General features: G+C 28.2%; 22 protein-coding genes. 12 read left to right on the forward strand and 10 right to left on the reverse strand.

Annotation, left to right across the window (positions count from 1 at the left end):
• Positions 1-7 precede the first annotated feature (7 nt).
• Positions 8-1045 (reverse strand): acyl-CoA reductase, encoded by a 1038-nt coding sequence (locus ETU10_RS10710; protein WP_146312174.1) that lies wholly within the window; start codon positions 1043-1045, stop codon positions 8-10.
• Positions 1046-1111: 66 nt separating this feature from the next.
• On the opposite strand from ETU10_RS10710, the gene ETU10_RS10715 reads away from it, so the two are divergent.
• The 4 genes from ETU10_RS10715 (at position 1112) to ETU10_RS10730 (ending at position 4851) form a co-directional block, all read left to right on the forward strand.
• Positions 1112-1459, forward strand: a complete 348-nt coding sequence (locus ETU10_RS10715; protein WP_146293256.1) for a 4Fe-4S dicluster domain-containing protein — start codon at positions 1112-1114, stop codon at positions 1457-1459.
• 81 nt (positions 1460-1540) lie between these two features.
• Positions 1541-2605: a 3-phosphoserine/phosphohydroxythreonine transaminase gene (gene serC / locus ETU10_RS10720; protein ID WP_146312176.1), complete on the forward strand. Its 1065-nt coding sequence runs from the start codon at positions 1541-1543 to the stop codon at positions 2603-2605.
• Between the two features lie 16 nt (positions 2606-2621).
• Positions 2622-3575, forward strand: coding sequence for a D-2-hydroxyacid dehydrogenase (locus tag ETU10_RS10725; RefSeq protein ID WP_146263190.1), 954 nt, complete (start codon positions 2622-2624; stop codon positions 3573-3575).
• Between the two features lie 25 nt (positions 3576-3600).
• Positions 3601-4851, forward strand: a complete 1251-nt coding sequence (locus ETU10_RS10730; RefSeq protein WP_146312178.1) for a DUF1015 domain-containing protein — start codon at positions 3601-3603, stop codon at positions 4849-4851.
• Between the two features lie 41 nt (positions 4852-4892).
• On the opposite strand, the gene ETU10_RS10735 is transcribed toward ETU10_RS10730, so the two are convergent.
• The 3 genes from ETU10_RS10735 to ETU10_RS10745 are packed head-to-tail and all read right to left on the reverse strand — an operon-like array spanning position 4893 to position 7419.
• Positions 4893-5510 carry a DUF4230 domain-containing protein gene (locus ETU10_RS10735; RefSeq protein WP_146312180.1) on the reverse strand — a complete coding sequence of 206 codons (618 nt, stop codon included), beginning with the start codon at positions 5508-5510 and terminating at the stop codon, positions 4893-4895.
• A gap of 3 nt (positions 5511-5513) precedes the next feature.
• On the reverse strand, positions 5514-6116 hold the full coding sequence (locus ETU10_RS10740; RefSeq protein WP_146312182.1) for a hypothetical protein: 603 nt from the start codon (positions 6114-6116) through the stop codon (positions 5514-5516).
• A 31-nt stretch (positions 6117-6147) separates the two neighbouring features.
• Complete coding sequence (locus ETU10_RS10745) at positions 6148-7419, reverse strand: mechanosensitive ion channel family protein (protein WP_146312184.1); 1272 nt, start codon at positions 7417-7419, stop codon at positions 6148-6150.
• Between the two features lie 387 nt (positions 7420-7806).
• Between ETU10_RS10745 and ETU10_RS10750 the strand changes: the two genes are divergently transcribed.
• From ETU10_RS10750 to ETU10_RS10760, 3 genes are read left to right on the forward strand one after another with little or no spacing between them, the layout of a single operon-like run.
• The gene (locus ETU10_RS10750; protein ID WP_146312186.1) at positions 7807-8457 is read left to right on the forward strand and encodes a DUF4290 domain-containing protein; all 651 of its coding nucleotides are present in this window, start codon (positions 7807-7809) and stop codon (positions 8455-8457) included.
• Positions 8457-9767, forward strand: a complete 1311-nt coding sequence (gene murA / locus ETU10_RS10755) for a UDP-N-acetylglucosamine 1-carboxyvinyltransferase (protein ID WP_394344708.1) — start codon at positions 8457-8459, stop codon at positions 9765-9767. The genes ETU10_RS10750 and murA overlap by 1 nt, the downstream gene beginning before the upstream one ends.
• A gap of 16 nt (positions 9768-9783) precedes the next feature.
• A complete protein-coding gene (locus ETU10_RS10760) occupies positions 9784-10839 on the forward strand; it encodes a glycosyltransferase (RefSeq protein WP_146312190.1) in 1056 nt (351 codons plus the stop codon).
• A gap of 60 nt (positions 10840-10899) precedes the next feature.
• Here the strand turns inward: ETU10_RS10760 and gap are convergent, their stop codons facing one another.
• Entirely contained in the window at positions 10900-11910 is a 1011-nt protein-coding gene (gap, locus tag ETU10_RS10765) for a type I glyceraldehyde-3-phosphate dehydrogenase (RefSeq protein ID WP_146263182.1), read from the reverse strand.
• A gap of 32 nt (positions 11911-11942) precedes the next feature.
• A complete protein-coding gene (pfkA, locus tag ETU10_RS10770; RefSeq protein WP_146263181.1) occupies positions 11943-12938 on the reverse strand; it encodes a 6-phosphofructokinase in 996 nt (331 codons plus the stop codon).
• A gap of 284 nt (positions 12939-13222) precedes the next feature.
• Between pfkA and ETU10_RS10775 the strand changes: the two genes are divergently transcribed.
• Positions 13223-13711, forward strand: a complete 489-nt coding sequence (locus tag ETU10_RS10775) for a YkgJ family cysteine cluster protein (RefSeq protein ID WP_146263180.1) — start codon at positions 13223-13225, stop codon at positions 13709-13711.
• Here ETU10_RS10775 and ETU10_RS10780 read toward each other — a convergent pair.
• The 3 genes from ETU10_RS10780 to ETU10_RS10790 are packed head-to-tail and all read right to left on the reverse strand — an operon-like array spanning position 13706 to position 17111.
• On the reverse strand, positions 13706-14134 hold the full coding sequence (locus ETU10_RS10780; RefSeq protein WP_246118467.1) for a hypothetical protein: 429 nt from the start codon (positions 14132-14134) through the stop codon (positions 13706-13708). The two genes, ETU10_RS10775 and ETU10_RS10780, sit on opposite strands and share 6 nt — an antisense overlap.
• A 2-nt stretch (positions 14135-14136) precedes the next feature.
• Positions 14137-14520: a RidA family protein gene (locus ETU10_RS10785; protein ID WP_146312194.1), complete on the reverse strand. Its 384-nt coding sequence runs from the start codon at positions 14518-14520 to the stop codon at positions 14137-14139.
• Between the two features lie 11 nt (positions 14521-14531).
• Positions 14532-17111, reverse strand: a complete 2580-nt coding sequence (locus tag ETU10_RS10790) for a putative LPS assembly protein LptD (RefSeq protein ID WP_146312197.1) — start codon at positions 17109-17111, stop codon at positions 14532-14534.
• 57 nt (positions 17112-17168) lie between these two features.
• On the opposite strand from ETU10_RS10790, the gene ETU10_RS10795 reads away from it, so the two are divergent.
• Positions 17169-18458: an N-acetylmuramoyl-L-alanine amidase family protein gene (locus ETU10_RS10795; RefSeq protein WP_146263176.1), complete on the forward strand. Its 1290-nt coding sequence runs from the start codon at positions 17169-17171 to the stop codon at positions 18456-18458.
• Here the strand turns inward: ETU10_RS10795 and xerD are convergent.
• The gene (xerD, locus tag ETU10_RS10800; protein WP_146312199.1) at positions 18455-19387 is read right to left on the reverse strand and encodes a site-specific tyrosine recombinase XerD; all 933 of its coding nucleotides are present in this window, start codon (positions 19385-19387) and stop codon (positions 18455-18457) included. The two genes, ETU10_RS10795 and xerD, sit on opposite strands and share 4 nt — an antisense overlap.
• Positions 19388-19654: 267 nt before the next feature.
• On the opposite strand from xerD, the gene ETU10_RS10805 reads away from it, so the two are divergent.
• The 3 genes from ETU10_RS10805 to ETU10_RS10815 are packed head-to-tail and all read left to right on the forward strand — an operon-like array spanning position 19655 to position 22158.
• Positions 19655-19981: a nucleotide pyrophosphohydrolase gene (locus tag ETU10_RS10805; RefSeq protein ID WP_146263174.1), complete on the forward strand. Its 327-nt coding sequence runs from the start codon at positions 19655-19657 to the stop codon at positions 19979-19981.
• Positions 19978-21171 carry a 3-phosphoshikimate 1-carboxyvinyltransferase gene (locus ETU10_RS10810; RefSeq protein ID WP_146312201.1) on the forward strand — a complete coding sequence of 398 codons (1194 nt, stop codon included), beginning with the start codon at positions 19978-19980 and terminating at the stop codon, positions 21169-21171. The genes ETU10_RS10805 and ETU10_RS10810 overlap by 4 nt, the downstream gene beginning before the upstream one ends.
• A gap of 21 nt (positions 21172-21192) precedes the next feature.
• The gene (locus tag ETU10_RS10815; RefSeq protein WP_146312203.1) at positions 21193-22158 is read left to right on the forward strand and encodes a glycosyltransferase family 2 protein; all 966 of its coding nucleotides are present in this window, start codon (positions 21193-21195) and stop codon (positions 22156-22158) included.
• Position 22159 lies beyond the last annotated feature (1 nt).

Consider the following 22159-nt stretch of genomic DNA (forward strand, 5'->3'; position numbering starts at 1 on the left):
TAATTATTTAAATTTCAAGTAAAAATTTAATAGTATCTATACCGTCAGAATAATTATATAATTCAGGTTTTTGGGTATATCCGAAAGGAACAGTTTCTAACCCATTAATCTCATTGTTTAAAGATACAATACATTGTATATCATTAATGTTTTCCCTAATATAAGTATTTATCTCGTTATGATCTTTATAAAATTTAACATTCAAACTACCTATTGCACTGTATAAATTGTCTGATTCTTTTAATAAAATCAAATTATTATCCCAAAATTTATCTTTATTTAAAAGGTATATAGCCTTATTATAATCGTAATTATTTGAGTACTTGTTATGTCTAATCAAATCTTTGTAAGATAAGAAAGATTCAAACAATTGATTTAGATTGTAATCTGCAGGAACTAACAATTGAGTTACATTTCTGCATCCTAAGCCAAAATATGTAAATACATCCTTAGCTAATTTTTCAAGATCCTCTTGTTTTTCGTTACCATTAATCACAGCGATTGAGGTTCTATTTTTTCTTATGATATGTGGAATATCCTTAAAGTAATATTCAAAATATCTAGCAGTGTTATTACTCCCTGTAGTAATAACAGCATCACAATCTTTAATAATTTCTACAAAACTAAAATCCAGATCATTACATGTTTCTTTCCATAGATTTAAGAAGAAAGGTATTAACACATTATCTTTAGATGAAAGTTTTATTTTTGTTTTATAACCTAATAATAAACAACATAAGCAATCATGGAATCCAACCATTGGAATATTCCCTGCTAAAACTAATCCAATAGTTTTATTTTTATTTTCATTTAATGAATATCTCGATAACCATTGATTTACGTTACTCTCTTCTAAAACTTTATCCCAATAATTTAATGCGTTAAAAATATTCTCTTGGGTAAACCAAGAATTTTTTTGTTCAGCCATAGAAATAACTCTATCAAAATCTTGAAATCTAGGGTTACCAGTATTTAAATGATTAAGGAATTGATTTAAAAAATTTCTTATTTCTGATATTGACTTAATTCTTGATTCTAAACTCATTTGCATTATAATCTATGTGAAAAAAAATGTATATTTTTGTACAAAAATAGAACTAAATAATTAAAAATGTCTATAATAATTACTGATGAGTGTATTAATTGTGGAGCTTGTGAACCTGAATGTCCCAATAATGCTATATATGAGGGGGCTGTAGATTGGAAAATGTCAGACGGTACAGATCTTTCCGGGCATGTTATAACTCCATCTGGACTTTCTATAGATGCTGATGCTCCTCAAAAACCTATTTCAGACGATGTTTATTTTATCGTGTCTGACAAATGTACAGAATGTCACGGATTTCATGAAGAACCTCAATGTGCAGCTGTTTGTCCAGTAGATTGTTGTATACCTGATGACAACCATAAAGAAACGGATGAACAACTACTTTCTAAGAAAAATTTCTTACACTCTTAAATTGTAAAGTGTAAAAATTGTTATTCTTATTTAAGCAAAGAATAACTATATTTAATAATTTTAAAAATTTCTCTGAATCATATGAAAAAGTATAATTTTAGCGCTGGACCTTCTACCTTACCAGAAGAAGTTCTTCAACAAGCAGCAGAAGCTGTTTTAAATCTTAATAATAGTGGAACCTCATTAATAGAGATTTCACATAGAAGCAAAGATTTTATTGCTATCATGGATGAAGCTAGATCTTTAGTTAAAAAACTAATGAAATTAGACGATAACCATGAAGTTCTATATTTACAAGGGGGCGCTAGTTTACAATTTTCAATGATCCCTTACAATCTATTAAAAAATAAAGCTGCTTATATTGACAGTGGAAACTTTGCATCATCTGCAATAAAAGAAGCAAAAAAAATAGGTTCTATTGAAGTTCTTGCTTCATCTAAAGATGATAAATATACCTATATCCCTAAAAATTTTGAAATACCTAAAGATGTAGATTATTTACACTTAACTTCCAATAATACGGTATACGGAACCGAACTAAAGGAATTTCCTGAAACAGATGTTCCTTTAGTTTGTGATATGTCTTCAGATATTTTAAGTAGAGATATTGATTTTAATAAATTTGGATTGATATACGCTGGAGCCCAAAAAAATATTGGTCCTGCAGGCGTAACTTTAGTAATTGTTAATAAAAACTTGCTTGGCAAGACAAATCGAAATCTTCCTTCATACCTAGACTATCAAGTTCATATTGAAAAAGAAAGTATGGCTAATACTCCACCAGTATTTGCCGTATATGCAACTTTACTTAACTTAAGATGGTTAGACAAACAAGGAGGTGTATCCGAAATTGAAAAGAAAAATAGAGAAAAAGCAGCGCTTTTATATGGAGAAATAGATAGAAACCCTTTATTTAGAGGAGTTTGTGTTGAAGAAGACAGGTCTTTAATGAACGCTTGTTTCTTTTTAAACGATGAAGCTACATATAAAGCTAAGTTTGATGAGTTGGTTAAACAAGCAAACATTATTGGAATTAATGGATATAGAACCGTAGGTGGGTATAGAGCTAGTATTTACAATGCCATGCCGTTAGAAGGAGTACAAACCCTTGTTAATGTAATGAAAGAATTAGAAAAAATCGCTTAAAATAATTTTATTAAATATGAAAATATTACCCAACGACGGTATTTCTTCAAATGCCATTGAAGCTTTAGAAAAAGCTGGGCATGAAGTTTTAAATCAAAAAGTTGCTCAAGAGCAATTAGTTAAATATATTAACGAAAACGAAATAGATGTACTTCTTGTTCGTAGTGCCACTAAAGTAAGAAAAGAATTAATCGATGAATGCCCTTCAATAAAAATTATTGGTAGAGGTGGTGTTGGAATGGATAATATTGATGTTACTTATGCTAAAGAAAAAGGTATACATGTAATCAATACCCCTGCAGCATCCTCACGTTCAGTTGCAGAATTAGTTTTTGGACATATGCTTTCCCTTTACAGATATTTGCAAGATTCCAACAGAAACATGCCTTTAGAGGGAGATAAAAATTTTTCTGCTCTTAAAAAATCTTATGCAGGAGCTATGGAACTGGGCGGAAAAACCTTAGGTGTTATAGGTTTCGGAAGAATTGGAATTGAAGTAGTAAAATTAGGGTTAGCCTTTGGTATGAAAGTTTTGGTTGCAGATGCGGTAGAGATTACTAAAACTGTTACACTAGATTTTTATGATGGGCAAAAAGTAAATTTTGAAATAACTACAGTTCCTATGGATGAGTTATTGAAAAATTCCGATGCTATTTCAGTGCATGTTCCTAAACAACCTAAATACGTTATAGGAAAAGATGAGATTTCTAAAATGAAACCTAATGCTATAATAGTAAATGCGGCTAGAGGTGGAGTTATTGATGAAGTAGCTTTAGTTGATGCATTGAAAGAAAATAAATTATTTGGTGCTGCACTTGATGTATTTGAAAATGAACCAAATCCTGAAATTACTTTATTAATGGATCCAAAACTTTCATTATCTCCACATATTGGTGGCAATACTAAAGAAGCTCAGGAAAGAGTAGGTTTAGAGTTGGCAGAACAAATAATTGAATTAGCAAAAAAATAGTTATAAAATTAAGCTTTACTGTTAAATGTTAATTTTTAAACCATTCAAAGGAATACATATGAAAGATACTTCTCTAAGTAACTTTCCTATGTATTCTCCTGATAAATATACAGAAGAACAAATAAAAGCTAAATTAAGGAATAAAAATCCCTCATATATTGATATTATTAAACCTACCTTCTTTAAAGGTGAAAGTCCTTTAGAAAATAGATTTAAAAAGGTAAGAAAAAGATATGAGGAATACATCAATGAAAATTTACTTGAAAGCGATCCTTCATCCATTTATATTTACGAGCAAACTAAAAGGAATGGATTAACGTTTAGAGGTGTTATAGGATTAGTTGATGTAGAAAATTTTAAAAATAACGATATTAAAGTCTCAGAAAGAGCGAATGAACAAAAGCAAGAAATTTTTTCAAAATTTTTAGACCTTACCTATCTTCAAACCAATCCTGTAATTCTTAGCTATAATTCTAATTCTAAATTAGAGGTTATGATTGATTTAGAAATTAAAAGTAAGCCACTAATTAATATAGAAGATGAATTGGGAATAACTCATAAACTTTGGAATGTAGAAAACCGACTTAAAATCGCTCAATTTAAAGAGACTATTGAAAATTTACCTTCACTTTATTTAATTGATGGATGTTATCGTATGGCTGGAGCAATTGCACATTCAGATAAAATTAAAGCAAAAAATAAATCTAAGGACCTTTTATTTGATAATAACCATTACATAATGTCATTAATTGTTTCTAGTCAATCCATTAAAATTAGCGAATACAATTACCTTATAAAAAGTTTAAATGGTTTAACTAAAAAAGATTTTTTTGATAAATTAGAAACTCATTTTACGATTAATAGAAAAGGCAATAATCCTTATTATCCATCTCATAAACACCATATAAGTATGTATTACAATGGTGAATTTTACGGTTTATATATTAAGCATGAATTTAGGAATATTCCTGAAGGTTTAGGATGTATGGATAACTATTTATTTAGAAAATTTATTGTTGAATCTATCTTTAATATCCAAACTCTAAAACAAGAGAAAAAACTGATCACTTATCTTCAAGGTTCTGGTGATATAAAAGGAATTATGGATTTAAAAGCTGCTGTAGACAACAGAGAATATGCTGTTGGATTCGGCTTCTATCCTGCAAACTTTCAAGATTTACAAACGGTGTCTGATTTAGGAAAAAAAATCCCGTTTAAAAGTGCTTACATTGAACCAAACCTACTTTTAGGCTTACTAATGTTTGACATGAAATAATCTCTGATTATCATAAATAACTTATTATTTGATTAACTATATCAATCATTTAAAGGTATTAGGTCTTTAGCATAAGGAGTATCGTCTTGTATTTGCCAGCGATAAAGTTTAGCCATTGAATATAAATCTTGTAAATTAGATATTAGCTGTTTTTTAGCTAATGATTTTATATTAGATTTTTCAACTTCTTTATAAATATCTCTTTTCCCCTCTTCCATCACAAGATTTAAATCTGATTTGCTAAATCTATTAAACATACCATCTTCCATACTATAAATTTCTACATTTGGAAAAACTTCAACCTGTGGTTCCGGAATCGATAAAATATGTATTTTTTTATTAATTGAATCTACCTCTACTTTCATTTTCTTCATATCGTACACCACTTGTGCTTTTGCTGTAATATACAGAACTATATTCTTATTTAGGAAATCTAAATATTTACTATTAAACTTATTAAAATCCTTAGTTCTAAAAGCAGAATAATTCTGCTCAATAACAATCATTTTATTTAAGCGTTCAATTTCATGATTTATAATCCTAGTATCTGCAACTATATTATCATTAGAATCACTTCTAACATTTATAATAAAGTATAAAGCTAAAATAACTATAATTATAGATAGAACAAATGAGATTTTTTTCCAAATTTTAAACATATATTAATAGTTTAAATTTTTAAATTTTTTAAGTTTTTTCTTTGATTTTTTATGCTTAGCACCAAAATTATCAATATAATTATATATATCTTCTTCTAATTTTTTAGACGGTTCTTTAATAATTCTCCCTACCTCTCTTCTTATGCCATTCTTATCATCGTAATTTCTATAAATAATAATTGTTGGAATTTCAATAATTTTTTTTTGAACATCTTCCCCATAAAAACTTTGTTTCTTTTCATTGACCGCATACATTTTTAGTTTTTTTTCTGGATAGTGCGATAATTTTATAATTTTCAATAGGTCTGGAATTAAGACTTTAGATTCCTCTGACCAAGTGCCGTAAAATACCTCTATGGTATATAGGTCAATTCTATTCTTTAATTTTTTAATAATTTTTGAATCTGGTATATACGAATTGTATTCATCTAAATACCAATCTGAAAAATCTTTATGTAGCAAAGCATCTGGAGTTGTTCTACCAATTAATGTTGGAAGACTATCAGAATTTATATATTTCTTATTTACGGCTGTGGTTTTATTAGATTTACAACCTACGATTATAAATAAAGAAATGAGTAAAATAATTGAGCTAATTTTTTTCATATCAATAATCTAAATCTTTTTAAATATTTTTTTAATTTTTAGTGGTACTTAAATTTACATTTAATGAATCATTGCCTGCAGTAACTTCAAAAATTTCTAATTTAAAATAATCCAAACTGTAATAAACTTGATTTAAAACTTCAGCGGAAATACGTTCATACTCTATCCATTGCACTGTGTTAGTAAAGAAATAAAGTTCAATTGGTATTCCTGAAGATGTTGGAGCCATTTGTCTTGCCATACAAGTATAGTCTTGACGAATTTCTGGATTGCATTTTAACAATGAATTAATATAACTTAAAAATAAATCACAGTTGGTGATATGATAACCTCTTAATTTAGATGTTTCATTCACTTTTAAATGATTGTTTATTTTTGCATAATGTTTTCTTTTTTCTTTAATAAATTCTGATAATATTGGTTCTTTTTCATATTCATCCAATTCACTCTCGGAAAGTAGTTTTATATCTCTTTGCTTTACATAAAAAGAACGTTTTACTCTTCTCCCACCACTTTCTTGCATTCCTCTCCAGTTCTGAAAAGAATCTGATATTAATGAATAAGTGGGTATGGTTGTTATTGTTTTATCAAAATTCCTTACTTTTACTGTACTTAAGTTAATTTCTTCAACAGTACCATCAGCTCCATATTTATTCATGGTTATCCAATCACCGATCAAAACTATACGATTGGTTGAAATTTGTATACTACCAACAAAACCCATAATTGTATCTTTAAACATTAACATAAGAATGGCTGAGGCTGCTCCCATTGCAGTAAAAAATACAGTTGCAGATTTACCAGTAACAATTGAAAATATAGCTACTGCTCCAAATATATATAATATAATTTCTATAATTTGGATATAGCTCTTCATGGGTCTATTTTTTAAAGTAGATCTTTCAGCCAATACATTTAATAGAGATTTTATGACTGACATGATGATCCAAATCATCACAAATACAAAAAATATATCCGCAAATTTTAGTATAATTCTACTTATGTGTTTTTTAAATATTAGATCTGGAACTATATTAACGAACAATACGTAAGATAAAATATAAGCTAAGTAGTTAGATATTTTATTCTTTATTAAATGATCAAAAATACTAAACTTGGTTACTGAATATATTTTTTCTAAAGAATAATTAGTAACTTTTTTAAAAACCGTAACTAAAATTATGGCAATTGCAATAATAACTATTATTGCAGTTATATTAATCCATTCCTCAGAAACACCTAAACTCCTTAGAAAACTATAAATTTTTAATGTAAAAAATCGAATTGGGCTATATTCTTGCATGAACTTTTGTTAAATTACTTTTCACAACAAAGGTAAATAAAAATTATACTTATATAATCTGGGCAGTTAATCCTAAACTTTATTTTTTTATAATCAAATTATCCATGATTCAAATTCATAAAATATCTTTTATAAATAAAATATTTTATATTTGTAAGGTTTTTTGTAATTTGAAGTCTTTCCATGTAGTTCAAAAATCAAATATCAAAAACTAATTAAAAATAATTTAGTTTTATTATTCATATATATGCTTCCAATTTTAATAAGTAATTATTTTACAAAAAACTTTATTTTACAAATCAGAACTAATATTATTAATATACACAAAATTATTAATAGAAATACTTAATAAAAAAAAATTAAGTAATCTTAAATTTAATAAAAACCATGGAGTACAATACTCAAAGAACGAAATTAATTATTCCAGAATATGGACGATACATACAAGCCTTAGTTAACCATTGTTTAAACATTGAAAATGATGAAGACAGAAATAAATTTGCAAGATCTATAATTAAAGTTATGGGAGATTTAAATCCTCATTTAAGGGATATTCCTGATTTTCAACATAAATTATGGGATCAATTATTTATTATGTCAGAATTTAAGTTAAAAGTGGATTCCCCTTATCCGATAATATCTAAAGCTGAAATTCAAATACCTCCCAAAAAAATGGAATATCCTAAGAATGAATCCAAGTTTAGGTATTATGGAACTAATATAAAAAAAATGATTGAGGTTGCTAAAACCTGGGAAGAAGGCGATCGTAAAGAGGGTCTTAAATATGTCATAGCAAATCAAATGAAAAAAAATTATTTGAAATGGAATAAAGATCAGGTAGAAGATTCTGTAATTTTCTCTCATTTAGAAGAAATGTCAGAGGGTAATTTAAAAAGTACCGAGGGAGATCCATTAATGACAGTAATAAATTCCAATAATACAAATACTATTTCCAATAATAGTAAAAATAGGAATAGAAATAACAGAAATAATAATTTTAAAAATAAAGTAAATTATTCTAAAAAGAATAGTAAATAATGAATACTTTCAGAATTAAAGGGGGACAAACTCTCAGAGGTGATTTTTACCCACAAGGAGCTAAAAATGAAGCTTTACAAGTGATTTGCGCTGTTTTATTAACTTCTAAACCCGTTAGAATTAAAAATATTCCTGAAATACAGGATGTTTTAAAACTGATAGAAATACTTGAGACTTTAGGGGTGAAAATTACAAAAAATGCTAAAGGGGATTACACATTTTGTTCTGAACATATAGACTTCGACTATTTAAAAAGTAACGAATTCAGGAGAGACGGTGCGAAATTAAGAGGTACTATTATGATACTTGGACCTTTACTAGGAAGATTTAAGGAAGGGTATATACCTATTCCCGGCGGTGATAAAATAGGTCGAAGAAGGCTTGATACCCACTTCCAAGGATTTAAAAATCTTGGCGCTGTATTTACTTATAAAGAAGAAGAAAAGTTTTATTCAGTAGTAGCTAAAGAATTGCAAGGATGTTATATGCTTTTGGAAGAGGCCTCCGTTACGGGTACTGCAAATATAATAATGGCAGCCGTACTTGCAGAAGGACAAACACAAATTTATAATGCCGCTTGCGAGCCCTATATTCAGCAGTTATGTAAAATGCTTTGTTCTATGGGGGCTAAAATAAACGGTATAGGTTCCAATCTACTTACCATTGAAGGTGTAAGTCAATTAGACGGTACAGAACATACTGTGTTGCCTGATATGATTGAAATTGGCAGCATTATAGGTTTAGCTGCAATGACACAATCTGAAATAACCATTAAAAATGTTAGTTGGGATAATTTAGGTAATATACCTGATACATTTAAACGTTTAGGCATTCGAATCGAACGTAAAAACGACGATATGTTTATACCTTCGCAAAAACATTATAAAATTCAAAATTTCATTGATGGATCCATCTTAACAATATCTGATGCTCCTTGGCCTGGTTTTACTCCTGATCTAATAAGCATAATTCTAGTTGTGGCAACTCAAGCCAAAGGAAGTTTATTAATCCATCAAAAAATGTTTGAAAGTCGTTTATTTTTTGTAGATAAATTAATTGATATGGGGGCACAAATTATTTTGTGTGATCCTCACAGAGCTACCGTAATTGGAATGAATCAAGAAGTTCCCCTACGTGCTACAAATATGGCTTCTCCAGATATTAGAGCCGGAATTGCTTTACTTATTGCTGCAATGTCAGCAAAAGGAGAAAGCTTAATAAGTAATATTTATCAAATAGATAGAGGTTATGAAAATATTGACGTTAGGTTAAGAGCTTTAGGTGCTGATATAGAAAGAATAACTACATAATCTGACGATTAACTTTATGTTCGGTGATTTCAATCTACGTTTATCCATTATCATTGCTGTATATAATCGAAAGGAAGAACTTAAAGAACTACTTAATAGTCTTGCAAATCAAACCGACAAAGATTTTGAAATTATAGTAGTTGATGATGGTTCTACAGATAATCTAGAAGTTATTGCTTTAGAATACTTAGATAAATTAGATATTAAATATTTTTATCAAAAAAATACTGGTGCTGGATATGCTAGAAATATGGGAGTTTCAAAATCTTCTGGAAATTATTTAATTTTTTTAGATTCTGATTGTATAGCTCCAAAAAATTATATTTATAATGTTAAAAAGGAGCTTAAAGTAAATTTTGTTGATGCATTTGGTGGTGCTGATTCTGCCAGTTCTGATTTTAATAATTTACAAAAGGCTATCTCCTACTCCATGACTTCTTATCTTACCACGGGTGGAATTCGAGGTAACAAAAAAACTGTAAGCCGATTTCAACCTAGAAGCTTTAACATGGGAATTTCTAAAATAGCTTTCAATGCTATTGGCGGATTTTCCGAATTACGTATTGGGGAAGATCCTGATCTAAGTTTATGCCTATGGGAAAATAACTTTGAAACACGGTTCTTTCCTTCTTGTACGGTTTATCATAAGAGGCGTACTTCTTTATTAAAATTTTCCAAACAAGTATACAAATTTGGAATTGCAAGACCCATATTAAATCAAAGACATCCAAAATTTAAAAAATTAACTTTTTGGTTTCCTAGTATATTTTTAATTTATACTGTAATTTCAATTCTACTATTATTGTTTGTATTGTTCTATTATATTTTCAATTCTAAGTTCTCATTATTTTCAATACTTTGCTTATTTCCATTTATTGGTTTAATTCTATATTGCGTTGTCTTGTTTGTTGATTCCTCTAATAAAAACAAAAGTTTAAAAATTGGTTATCTTTCGTTAATAACTACGTTTACACAATTTTTTTCATATGGATTTGGATTTCTACAATCTTATTTTGCTTTAAACATTTTGAAAAGAAAGGCAGAGAAAAGTTTTCCTTCACATTATTATTAAAATTTTATATAAAAAAAAAGCTACCTAAAAAGGTAGCTTTTTTTAATATACTATTATATTTTAAGCATTTATTTTTGCCATTCTAGTGATTAACTCAACTACTTTGTTAGAATACCCCCACTCATTGTCATACCAACTAACAACTTTAACAAATGTAGGACTTAATTGAATTCCTGCTTTTACATCAAATATTGAAGTTCTTGGGTCTGATATAAAATCTGAAGATACAACTTCTTCATCTGTATATCCTAATACTCCTTTTAATTCTCCTTCTGAAGCGTCTTTCATAGCTTTGCAAATTTCATCGTATGAAGTTTCTTTGGCTAAACGTACCGTAAGATCAACTACAGAAACATCTAAGGTTGGAACCCTAAATGCCATACCCGTAAGTTTACCATTTAATTCAGGAATAACTTTTCCTACAGCTTTTGCGGCCCCTGTAGAAGAAGGAATGATATTTCCTGCTGCTGCACGACCTCCTCTCCAATCTTTAACTGAAGGACCATCTACAGTTTTTTGAGTAGCTGTAGTTGCATGTACTGTAGTCATTAAACCTTCAAGAATTCCAAATTTATCGTTTAATACTTTTGCAATAGGAGCTAAACAATTGGTAGTACAAGATGCATTAGAAACAAATTGTGTGCCTTTAGCATAAGTACTATCATTTACACCACATACGAACATTGGTGTATCATCTTTTGAAGGTGCAGACATTACAACATATTTAGCACCTGCATCAATATGTCCTTGTGCTTTTTCTTTAGTTAAAAATAAACCTGTAGATTCAACGATATATTCTGCTCCTATATCTCCCCATTTTAGATCAGCAGGGTTTCTTTCTGCTGTAACTCTAATAGATTTTCCATTTACTACTAGTTTACCATCCTGAACCTCAACTGTTCCATTAAATTTACCGTGTATGGTGTCATATTTTAGCATATAAGCCATATATTCAACATCAATTAGGTCATTTATTCCAACTACTTCTATAGCATCGTTGTGCTGTGCTGCACGAAATACTAATCGACCTATTCTACCAAAACCGTTGATTCCTACTTTAATTTTAGACATAATATTTAAGTGTTTTTATTATTTATGATTATTTATTGCATTGATAAAATATTAGATACTTTTATCAATTCTTTATCTATTTCGTTGTGTTTTTTTATTGCCTCTTCAATAGGGGTAAAAACTATTTTACTAGATTGCATTCCAGCCATTACGCAACATCTACCGTCAATTAATCCTTCCACTGCTGCAACTCCTAGCCTAGATGCAAGAACTCTATCAGCTACAGTTGGGCTACCTCCTCTTTGAATATGTCCCAATACAGTAACCCGAACATCAAATTCAGGATATTTCATTTTGGTAAACTTAGCTAAGTCGTAAACCCCACCAAGTTTATCACCTTCTGCTACTACAATTATGCTTGATGTTTTGCCTTTTTTCTTTGCATTATCAAAGGATTGAAATAAATCTTCAATACTATCCTTTTCTTCTGGAATTAATATATCAAGTGCTCCCGTTGCTATTCCAGTATTTAAAGCTATAAAGCCCGCATCTCGTCCCATTACTTCAATAAAAAACACTCTATTATGAGAGGTAGCAGTATCTCTAATCTTATCAATAGCCTCAGCAACCGTATTTAGTGCTGTATCGTAACCTACAGTGTAGTCAGTACCAAAGATGTCATTATCTATAGTCCCTGGAATTCCAATGAAAGGAACGCCTTGTTCTTCATATAATTTCATAGCACCTGTAAAAGAGCCATCTCCACCTATAACTACTAATGCTTCAATTCCATGCTTTTTTATAGTCTCAGCTGCCTTCTTTCTTCCCTCAACAGTTCTAAACTCTTCAGATCTCGCGGATTTTAGTTCAGTACCTCCCTTATTAATAAGATTTTTTACTGAACGTGGTCCTAATTCTACTATATGATCGTTGATGAGTCCATCGTACCCCATACGAATTCCATAACAATTAATATCATAATAATTACATGTCCTTACTACTGCTCTTAGAGCTGCATTCATTCCAGGGGAATCTCCTCCTGAAGTTAAAACTCCTATTTTTTTGTATTTATTATTGTTTTCAGGCATGGATATAAATTAAATGTTTCACACAAATATAGCAATCATTTGTGAATTTTAAACATTATTTTTGTCATATAAACTTGTAAATATTACTATAAAATCATTTTATTTGTAATCTAAATAATTTTTAATAATATTTTTTTTAAAGTGTCTTATATATGAAATCTAGCTATATTAAAAACTGATTTTATGGTAAATTTCTTATTAAATTTTAGATAATTTTCATTTAGAATACTTAATAAAATAATTTTCATAATTAAAAATTAAATAGAATTATTAGATTTAAATTCATGAATCTTGAAAAATATAAACAGGAAGCTATTAATAAAACTAATGAACATAAAAAATACTTAAACAAGTTAAAGAATAAAAAACCTAAAAAACTTGATGAAACTTTATTTGAAATACATGAGGAAGTATTTAATAATATTAATTGTTTAAATTGTGCCAATTGTTGCAAAACCACAGGTCCTTTATTTACAGAAAAAGATATTGATAGGATTTCTAAACATCTACGTTTAAAAAGCACCACTTTTATAGACCAATATTTGTATATGGATGAGGATAATGATTGGATACTCAAAAATCTTCCCTGCCCCTTTTTAGATAATGAAAATTATTGTCTAATTTACGAAGTAAGACCTAAAGCTTGTAAGGAATATCCACATACAGATCGTAAAAAATTTTATCAGATCAATAAACTAACTGAAAAAAATATTATTATATGTCCTGCCACTTATGAAATCGTTAATTCGCTTATGAACAAGTTACCTCTATAATTTTTTCTTTTCTTTATTTGATTTTTTTTGTAAAGATTCTACAATTTGTGCACCCAACCATGAACTAGGAAAAAATACAAAAAAGGAACTTAAAATATACCAAGTTGGAAATCCTTTAAATATTAAAACATTAGCTATAGCAGTTAATAAAAGTATAAATCCTATAAACATCGCATAAGCCTTTTTAGCTCTTTTTACAATCAGTGCACAAACCACCCCTCCTAATAATGATGCTACTCCAGAAGAAATTAATAAAGCTACAAAAAATTCTTCTTTAGCTGTCTTTACCACTGATCGCCATGCCTCAATCGGTACTCCTTTATAATCATAGGGTATCCAATAGGAGTTAATCATTAATGAAAATGTTATAATTGCTAGTGCAACTAAAAGCCCTAATAAAACAGCAAGTGTATTTCTTAACATATTTATTTTTCTTCAGAAGCAATTACAGATATTTCAACGGACACATTTTTTGGTAATGCAACAACCTGAACACATTCTCTTGCAGGAAAAAAATTAGAGAAATAGGAGGCATAAATATCATTAACTTTCGTGAAATCATTCATATCTGTTAGATATATTGTTGATTTTATCACATTATCCCAATTCAACTTTGCTTCTAATAATATTGCTTCAATGTTTTTCATTACTTGATGCGTTTGTTCTTCAATTGTTGTGGGTATAGAATTAGTAATAGGATGAACAGGGATCTGACCAGAAATAAACAATAAATTATCTGTTTTTACTGCTTGTGAATATGGACCGATAGCCTTTGGTGCTTGCTCTGTATTTATAATTTGTTTTGCCATTCGAAATATTTTTAAAAATTTGTTTGATCGTTAAAATTTTTTGCTTCGTACTTAAGTGCATCTTTTAGTATTGCTGCTTTAAGACCTATATAAAAATTCCATGTTTTATTAAATCCAGCCGAAATTGGGACCCAATTAAAATTAATATTAAAGCTTCTTAAATCTCTAGAAAAACCTAAACGGGTAAATCCAAACTCTTTACTTTCTAAGTCATAATTTGTAGAGGCTGTTAGTTTCCAATACGGTGCTGGTGAAACTTCTCCATTTAAGTTAATAGTTGCAGATACGTTAGAAACCTTATTGAATTCTTTGGTTGAAGTATAATTAAATCCTATATCCAAACGCCATGGAATGTCAAAATGTGCATATCCATCATTATCAAAATAATAATTTTCATAACGTATAGTTCCCCTTCTTTTATATTTATCGCTGGCTTTTTCACCACCAAAAATTGATGAATCTAAGCCAAGATTTAATCCCATGGTAAAACTAGCTACGGAAAAATTCAATTTATCTACGGCATACCCTACGGTTGATGTTGGAGAGTCAAATTGAATTTTATAAGGATTTATCCTCATTGCATAATTAATTTTCATTCTTGAGTTAAATAAGGGGGTTGAAGCTGTTATATTAATGGGATTAAGTTTTAATGAATCTGCAGCAAAATTATAAGAGGTATTTACATTGAACGTCTCAAAAATTTTGATTTTTTTCACTCCGCTATCCTCCTTACTACTTCTAACTTTCATCTCCAAATTGTTAGCAATGGATAAATTTAATGAACTATTTTCATAATTAGAAGGAGATCCCATAACATTACCTTCATAATAAGAATATTTTATTTTTTTTCCTTCTTCATTTGTGTAAGATCCATAATAACCCCATGTGTCGGTTGAGAAATCTGGCGCATATTGATAACTAATTGTAGGAGTCATCATATGTCGGACCGCTTGTATCATTGCTCCTTTTTTAAACTGAGCTATTCCATATAAGGTTGTAGTTAAGCTTAAAGCTCCCCCAAAGGTTCTGTAGGCACTAAAATCATTTTTATCATTTGAAACTACAGTTTTAGTCGTAGGATCAAAGTCTTTCCTAATTGTTTTCGTTGTCCAAACTTCTTTATAATTAACATTGATCCCAAATTGAAAATAATTAAAAATAGTGGAGGTTGTTCCAAAGCTGGAAGAATTACTCATGCCATTGTTTGAATTGTCAAACATTTTTGAACTAAACATATCTTCAGTGGTGGTTGTTATAGAATTCTGAAGATTCATTTTATAATCTAAATACAGATTATGAAAAATAGTTCTTTTAGCACCATTTTTAGGCTTAAATGGATAAATTTGAGGCATAGTAACGGAAAGATTAGGTAGAACCATTGAAACTAGTCCCGTTGAAATATTTTGGGAAGCAGATGCATTTAATGAAATTGTAAACGGATTATTATTAAATCTTTTTACCAATGATATAGATGAAGAGGTTTGATTGTTTGTTACATTACCATTAATAGCGTTATAATTATAGATACTGTTATTGTAATAGTTTTGACTTAAGAAATTTACGGTGGAATTAAACGATAAATTTGGATTTGCTTTAGGATCTTGTATATGATTCCAAATAAACCTATAATTGTTTGATTCTGAATAATCACTTAAGCCTTTAGTTCCTGAAATATTCTTTTCATAAATATATTCTAGATTACCGTTATATCTATATCTTTTATTGTATCGTAATTTATTATCTATCATCCAACTTCCTTTGGTATATACCCCAAAGCGAGTTTCTAAATCTAAATATTCACCTATGGGTACATAAAATCCCCATCTTTCTAAATAAAATCCTTTATTTTGTCTTTCTCCGAAACTTCCTATAAGTATTCCCGCAGATCTTTTTTTACCTGAAGCTGGTAAATATAAAAATGGCAATATAAATGGTGTGGGAATCTGTTCTATATACATTGTAGTAGGACCAGCAATTAGGTCTTTACCTCCTTGAGGTTTATTAATAAGCTTTAGTTTATTGGTATGAAATTCTACATCTGCGAGTGAGTCTTTTTTTGCTTTAAAATATTCATCTGGAGTCATTAAACCTCTTCTCATATAATACTCACTATCATTCATTCTTTTAGCTTTTTCTGCAATTATGACCATTTCTTCTTCTTCCGTCCTCACATTATATGCTGTACCTTGCTTGGTGTTCATATTGAATACTGCTTCCGTATATTCAAACTTTTTACCTCCTTGTGTGAAGGTTATATTTTCAATTATTTTCCCTAAACTATCTACCTTACCTCTGGCAAAAATATCTCCTGAATTCCAATCCATTACTATATAATCTCCTTCAATAATCATATCCTCATATTTTACCTTTGCATTGTGTATAAGATAAGTAGTATTTTTAGAAAAAATATTTCTAATTTCATCTCCTTGTGTATCCACAATATCTTGCAAAGATTCTTTATTCACTCTTACAAGCGTATCAGTAGGGGGGGTAATTGAGTCTATTACTTGTTTTCTACCCTCTTGTGCTAAGAGAATGTTAAAAATTAGAAAGAGTAAACAAAGTATGTTATATTTGGATTTTGAATTCATTAAAATGTATAAATTCAGAAAAAATTCGGTTTCAAAATTAATCAAAAAAAAGATTTAATGAGAGTTTTAACAATATTTAACTTAAAATATATATTGATTTTTTTTTCGTTCTTTTTTATAAATTCAATACATTCTCAAAATAAAGATTTTGTATTGGTTTTAGATGCTGGACATGGAGGACATGACTCTGGTGCAAGAGGTCCATATGCAAATGAAAAAGATGTTACTTTATCTTTAGTAAAAAAAATTGGAGCTCTAATCGAAAATAATAATAAAGACGTTAAAGTTATTTATACGCGAACTACGGATGAATTTATTCCTCTTATGACTCGTGCTAATATAGCTAATAAAAATAAAGCCAATCTTTTTATTTCCATTCATTGTAATTCTAGTTCTAAAAGTGCTCCTTACGGCACAGAAACCTTTGTACTGGGTACGCATCGTAATCAAGACAATTTCGACGTTGCTAAGAGAGAAAATGAAGTGGTATATATGGAAAAGGATTATAAAACTACTTATGAAGATTTTGATCCTTCTTCTCCTGAATCAATGATTGGTTTAACCTTAATGCAAAATACATATTTAGAAAATAGTCTTAAAATAGCTAGTTATGTAGAGAATAACTTTATTAAAGAAAATAGACTATCCAGAGGTGTTAAGCAAGCTGGATTTTTAGTTCTTGTTCAAACGGCTATGCCTGCTATCCTTATTGAAACAGGATTTATCTCAAACTATCAAGAAGGTCAATATTTAGCATCAGAAGATGGACAAAATACGATTGCTAAAAATATTTATGATGCATTTATCAGTTACAAAAAGGCTTTTGATGAAAAGTCTGGAAAAGAGAATTCTGCTAAAGAAACTATTAATATAGCTGAAAATTTACCTGTTGATACGGATACTTTTTATAAAGTACAATTCCTATCTTCCTTCAGTAAATATACACCTAATTCTTCTCAACTTAGAGGTTTAAAAGACATTGAAATTATTAAGTATAAAGGAAAATATATTTATTATTCAGGATCTTCAAATCTTAAATCTGATGCTGAATTAAACCAAAATTTGGCGAAAGAAGCTGGATTCAACAATGCAACTATTGTAAAACATATTGAAAAAGAAAATCTTAATGATGAATATTATACCATAGAATTATTTTTATCTCCTAAAAAGTATAAAGAAAAAGATTCAATTTTTAAGGGTTTGAATAATATTGTCAGACAAAAGTCAAATAATATATATATTTATACAACAGGAAAGGTTAATAATTATGTATCTGCTAAAAGATTATTAGAAAATATTAAAAAGTTGGGTTTTTCAGATGCGGTAATATCTAGGGTTTCAGCTTAAATTTTATTTTCATCTGTTTTAAAATCTTTATTTATATTAAAAGGATGGTATTTTTCTATGGCTTCTCTTAACTGTTCACGGTCTAAATGAGTATAAATTTCTGTGGTTGTAATGCTTTCATGCCCCAACATTAGTTGTATGGATCTTAAATCTGCTCCATTTTTTAATAAAACAGTTGCAAATGAATGTCTAAAAGTATGTGGAGAAATATTTTTATTAATACCGGCATTTCTACTCAATTTTTTTACTATTATAAATACCATTTCTCTGGTCAGTTGCCCCCCTCTCCGACTTAAAAATAATATATCTTTAAATTTTGGATTAATGGTTTGATGTAATCTAATTTCGTTGATATATATATTTATGTATTTGATAGTCCAATCTGAAATTGGAACCAATCTTTGTTTATCTCCTTTTCCAGTAACTCTAATTAAATTTTCATTAAAAAATAAATCTGATAATTTTAAATTAACCAACTCTGAAACCCTTAAACCACATCCGTACAATGTTTCAATGATGGTTCTATTTCTTTCACCTTCAGAGGTAGATAAATCTATGGATTCAATTAATTTCATAACTTCATCATGCTCTAGTGTATCTGGTAAATAAAGACCAATTTTTGGACTTTCTAACAATTCAGCCGGATTATCTTTTCTTATATCTTCCAATTGTAAAAACTTAAAAAATGATTTTATTGATGATATTAATCTTGCTTGAGATTTTGAAGATTTGGATTTTTTAGAATAATCGTAAATAAAATCTTGAACGTTTTCTTTATTGATTGTATTAGGAGTTATAAAATTATCTTTGTTAAAATAGTATTTAATTTTTTTTAAATCCCTAATATATGCTAGTTGTGTATTTTTAGACAAACCTTTTTCTAAAAATAAATATTCATTGTACAGAGTTATCAGTTCCTCCCAATTCATTTAAAAAAATTTATCAATTATAATGTTAGTATTATAAATTTAATTTTACGAAATAATGTAGAAATTTAACACATTTTTTAAGAATAATAAAAATATGCTATTTTAATTAAACATATTCGTATTCAAAAACAAAAGCAATAATTATTTAAACACATTTAAAATAAAATTAGTTGATCAATAAATGGTTAAAAATTATTATTTTAATAAAATAAAACACAATAAAATTTTATATTTATTGTTTTAATTAATTTAGACTCTAAAATAAATATGGGATTAAATGATACTCAATTAAAAGTTAATGAATGGATTGAGGAATATGGAATAAGATATTTCAATGAACTTACTAACTTAGCTCAACTAACTGAAGAAGTGGGTGAAGTTGCTAGAATAATTTCTAGAAGATATGGAGAACAATCAGAAAAAGAATCTGATAAAAATAAAGATTTGGGTGAAGAACTTGCTGATGTTATCTTTGTAGTTTGCTGTTTGGCTAACCAAACAGGTATAGATTTAGAAGAAGCTTTTAATAAAAAAATTTCTATAAAATCACTGAGAGATAAAGACAGACATAGTAATAACAAGAAATTAAAATGAAAAATATTTCTATAAACCTTTCCGGATCAAAAAGTATAACAAATAGATTATTAGTATTAAATTCATTATATAATAATTCAATAATTTTAAAAAATTTATCTCTTAGTCAAGATTCTAAACTTATGGCAGAAGCTTTAGCTTCAAATCAGGAAATCATAGATATACATCATGCTGGCACAGCAATGCGTTTTTTAACTGCCTATTATTCAATTTTCAGTGATAAAAAAACAATTTTAACAGGCTCGTCTAGAATGAAAGAACGTCCAATTGAAATTCTAGTAAATGCACTAATTGATTTGGGGGCAGATATTTCATACTTAGAAAAAAAAGGATATCCACCGTTACTTATTAATGGTAGAGAATTATACAAAAATACTGTCAAATTATCTGCAAGTATAAGTAGTCAATACTTAACTGCTTTATGCTTAATTGGTGCTAAATTAAAAAACGGATTAAATATAGAAATTATAGGTAAAATTACATCATTTCCCTATTTAAATATGACTCTTCAGATTCTCAAAGATTTGGGAATATCTGCTTGTTTTGAAAATAATATTATAAAAATTTCATATTTTGATCATCTAGAAAAACAAGAATACACAATTGAAAGCGACTGGTCTTCAGCTTCTTATCATTATTCTCTTTGCGCTTTAGGAAATGAACTAACTATAAATATGAAATATTTATTCGAAAATTCTTTACAAGCTGATAGAAGAATAGAATCAATTTTTAAAGAATTTTTTGGAGTCAATACTATATTTAACAATGGAGAAATTAAAATTTATAAAAATACTGATTTTAAATATCCGAACAATATTGAAATAGATATGAACGATTGTCCTGATATTGCTCAAACAGTAGCTGTAACAGCTTTTGGCCTAAAAATTCCAATTAAAATTACTGGATTAGAAACTTTAAAAATTAAAGAAACAGACCGATTGCAAGCTTTGAAAAATGAACTTGGAAAATGTGGGGGTGATGTTGAGATAAGCAACTCAAGCTTAGAACTAAAGAATAATTTTAATTTTAATAAAAACCAATCAATTAAAACATACAATGATCACAGAATGGCTATGAGTTTTACACCTTTAAAATTAGTGTTTCCATTAAACATTGAAAATCCAGAAGTGGTAGAAAAATCCTACACAGAATTCTGGAATGATATGTCTTTGTATGGATTATATCATTGAAAAATTAATTTATAATTGTTTATGAACTATAAAGTTTCAGTAATTATCCCTGTTTATAATGTTGAAATTTATTTAACCAAATGTTTAAACTCTATTATATCACAAACTTTAAAAGAAATAGAAATAATATGTGTAAATGATGGATCTACTGATAATTCACTTTCTATTTTAAAAAAATTTGAAAGTGAATATTCAAATATAAAAATAATCAACAAAAAAAATGGAGGATTAAGTGATGCGCGAAACACCGGTATTAAAAATGCCTCTGGTGAATATTTAGCTTTTGTAGATAGTGACGATTGGATTGATAACGATATGATGTTTAATATGTATCATCTAGGAACTAAATACAATGCTGACATCGTTATTTGTGGATTAAAGAAAGTTAATGAATTTGGAAAAATAAAGAAATTAATGCCACAATTTCAAAATTTATCTGAAAAAATAAATTTAAGTGAGCATTTCTATATATTTGGTGAGATTGAAAACTTTGCATGCAATAAAATATTTAAAAAAGATTTGTTTCAAGAAATTATGTTTCCTGTAGGATTACATTTTGAAGATAATGCAACTATACCTCGTTTAATTCTACGTTCAACAGTCATAGCTAAATCTAATAAATATTTCTATAATTATTTTGTAAGAAAAAACTCAATAAGTCAAAATTTTTCAATAAAAGGCTTAGATATGCTAAGTGCTATCGAAATTGTAAGAAAAGACTTTACAGCATCAATTTTTAAAAAGAACACTTCTACATGGAAAAATTTTATAATATTTCAAGGTTTTTATTGCTTTCTGGCTTATTATGGCAAAATAAAAAATGATGAAGTAAAAAAAATGATGTTTTTAAGTCTTAAAAAATTAGTTGTTCGTGAAAATATAAATATTATTGATATTATTTTATTTAAAAAATTTAATAAAAATTATTTGTTAAGTCTGAATATAAAAAAAATATTATATTATGCTGTACAATTAGCTAAACTTTAAT

Source organism: Apibacter muscae, assembly GCF_007845595.1.
Lineage (GTDB): Bacteria > Bacteroidota > Bacteroidia > Flavobacteriales > Weeksellaceae > Apibacter > Apibacter muscae.

What these genes read in the sequence shown, in the direction of transcription:
- ETU10_RS10710 (WP_146312174.1), bottom strand. Translation starts at nt 1,045, where the DNA reads ATGAGTTTAGAATCAAGAATTAAGTCAATATCAGAAATAAGAAATTTT.
- ETU10_RS10715 (WP_146293256.1), top strand. Translation starts at nt 1,112, where the DNA reads ATGTCTATAATAATTACTGATGAGTGTATTAATTGTGGAGCTTGTGAA.
- serC (WP_146312176.1), top strand. Translation starts at nt 1,541, where the DNA reads ATGAAAAAGTATAATTTTAGCGCTGGACCTTCTACCTTACCAGAAGAA.
- ETU10_RS10725 (WP_146263190.1), top strand. Translation starts at nt 2,622, where the DNA reads ATGAAAATATTACCCAACGACGGTATTTCTTCAAATGCCATTGAAGCT.
- ETU10_RS10730 (WP_146312178.1), top strand. Translation starts at nt 3,601, where the DNA reads ATGTTAATTTTTAAACCATTCAAAGGAATACATATGAAAGATACTTCT.
- ETU10_RS10735 (WP_146312180.1), bottom strand. Translation starts at nt 5,510, where the DNA reads ATGTTTAAAATTTGGAAAAAAATCTCATTTGTTCTATCTATAATTATA.
- ETU10_RS10740 (WP_146312182.1), bottom strand. Translation starts at nt 6,116, where the DNA reads ATGAAAAAAATTAGCTCAATTATTTTACTCATTTCTTTATTTATAATC.
- ETU10_RS10745 (WP_146312184.1), bottom strand. Translation starts at nt 7,419, where the DNA reads ATGCAAGAATATAGCCCAATTCGATTTTTTACATTAAAAATTTATAGT.
- ETU10_RS10750 (WP_146312186.1), top strand. Translation starts at nt 7,807, where the DNA reads ATGGAGTACAATACTCAAAGAACGAAATTAATTATTCCAGAATATGGA.
- murA (WP_394344708.1), top strand. Translation starts at nt 8,457, where the DNA reads ATGAATACTTTCAGAATTAAAGGGGGACAAACTCTCAGAGGTGATTTT.
- ETU10_RS10760 (WP_146312190.1), top strand. Translation starts at nt 9,784, where the DNA reads ATGTTCGGTGATTTCAATCTACGTTTATCCATTATCATTGCTGTATAT.
- gap (WP_146263182.1), bottom strand. Translation starts at nt 11,910, where the DNA reads ATGTCTAAAATTAAAGTAGGAATCAACGGTTTTGGTAGAATAGGTCGA.
- pfkA (WP_146263181.1), bottom strand. Translation starts at nt 12,938, where the DNA reads ATGCCTGAAAACAATAATAAATACAAAAAAATAGGAGTTTTAACTTCA.
- ETU10_RS10775 (WP_146263180.1), top strand. Translation starts at nt 13,223, where the DNA reads ATGAATCTTGAAAAATATAAACAGGAAGCTATTAATAAAACTAATGAA.
- ETU10_RS10780 (WP_246118467.1), bottom strand. Translation starts at nt 14,134, where the DNA reads ATGTTAAGAAATACACTTGCTGTTTTATTAGGGCTTTTAGTTGCACTA.
- ETU10_RS10785 (WP_146312194.1), bottom strand. Translation starts at nt 14,520, where the DNA reads ATGGCAAAACAAATTATAAATACAGAGCAAGCACCAAAGGCTATCGGT.
- ETU10_RS10790 (WP_146312197.1), bottom strand. Translation starts at nt 17,111, where the DNA reads ATGAATTCAAAATCCAAATATAACATACTTTGTTTACTCTTTCTAATT.
- ETU10_RS10795 (WP_146263176.1), top strand. Translation starts at nt 17,169, where the DNA reads ATGAGAGTTTTAACAATATTTAACTTAAAATATATATTGATTTTTTTT.
- xerD (WP_146312199.1), bottom strand. Translation starts at nt 19,387, where the DNA reads ATGAATTGGGAGGAACTGATAACTCTGTACAATGAATATTTATTTTTA.
- ETU10_RS10805 (WP_146263174.1), top strand. Translation starts at nt 19,655, where the DNA reads ATGGGATTAAATGATACTCAATTAAAAGTTAATGAATGGATTGAGGAA.
- ETU10_RS10810 (WP_146312201.1), top strand. Translation starts at nt 19,978, where the DNA reads ATGAAAAATATTTCTATAAACCTTTCCGGATCAAAAAGTATAACAAAT.
- ETU10_RS10815 (WP_146312203.1), top strand. Translation starts at nt 21,193, where the DNA reads ATGAACTATAAAGTTTCAGTAATTATCCCTGTTTATAATGTTGAAATT.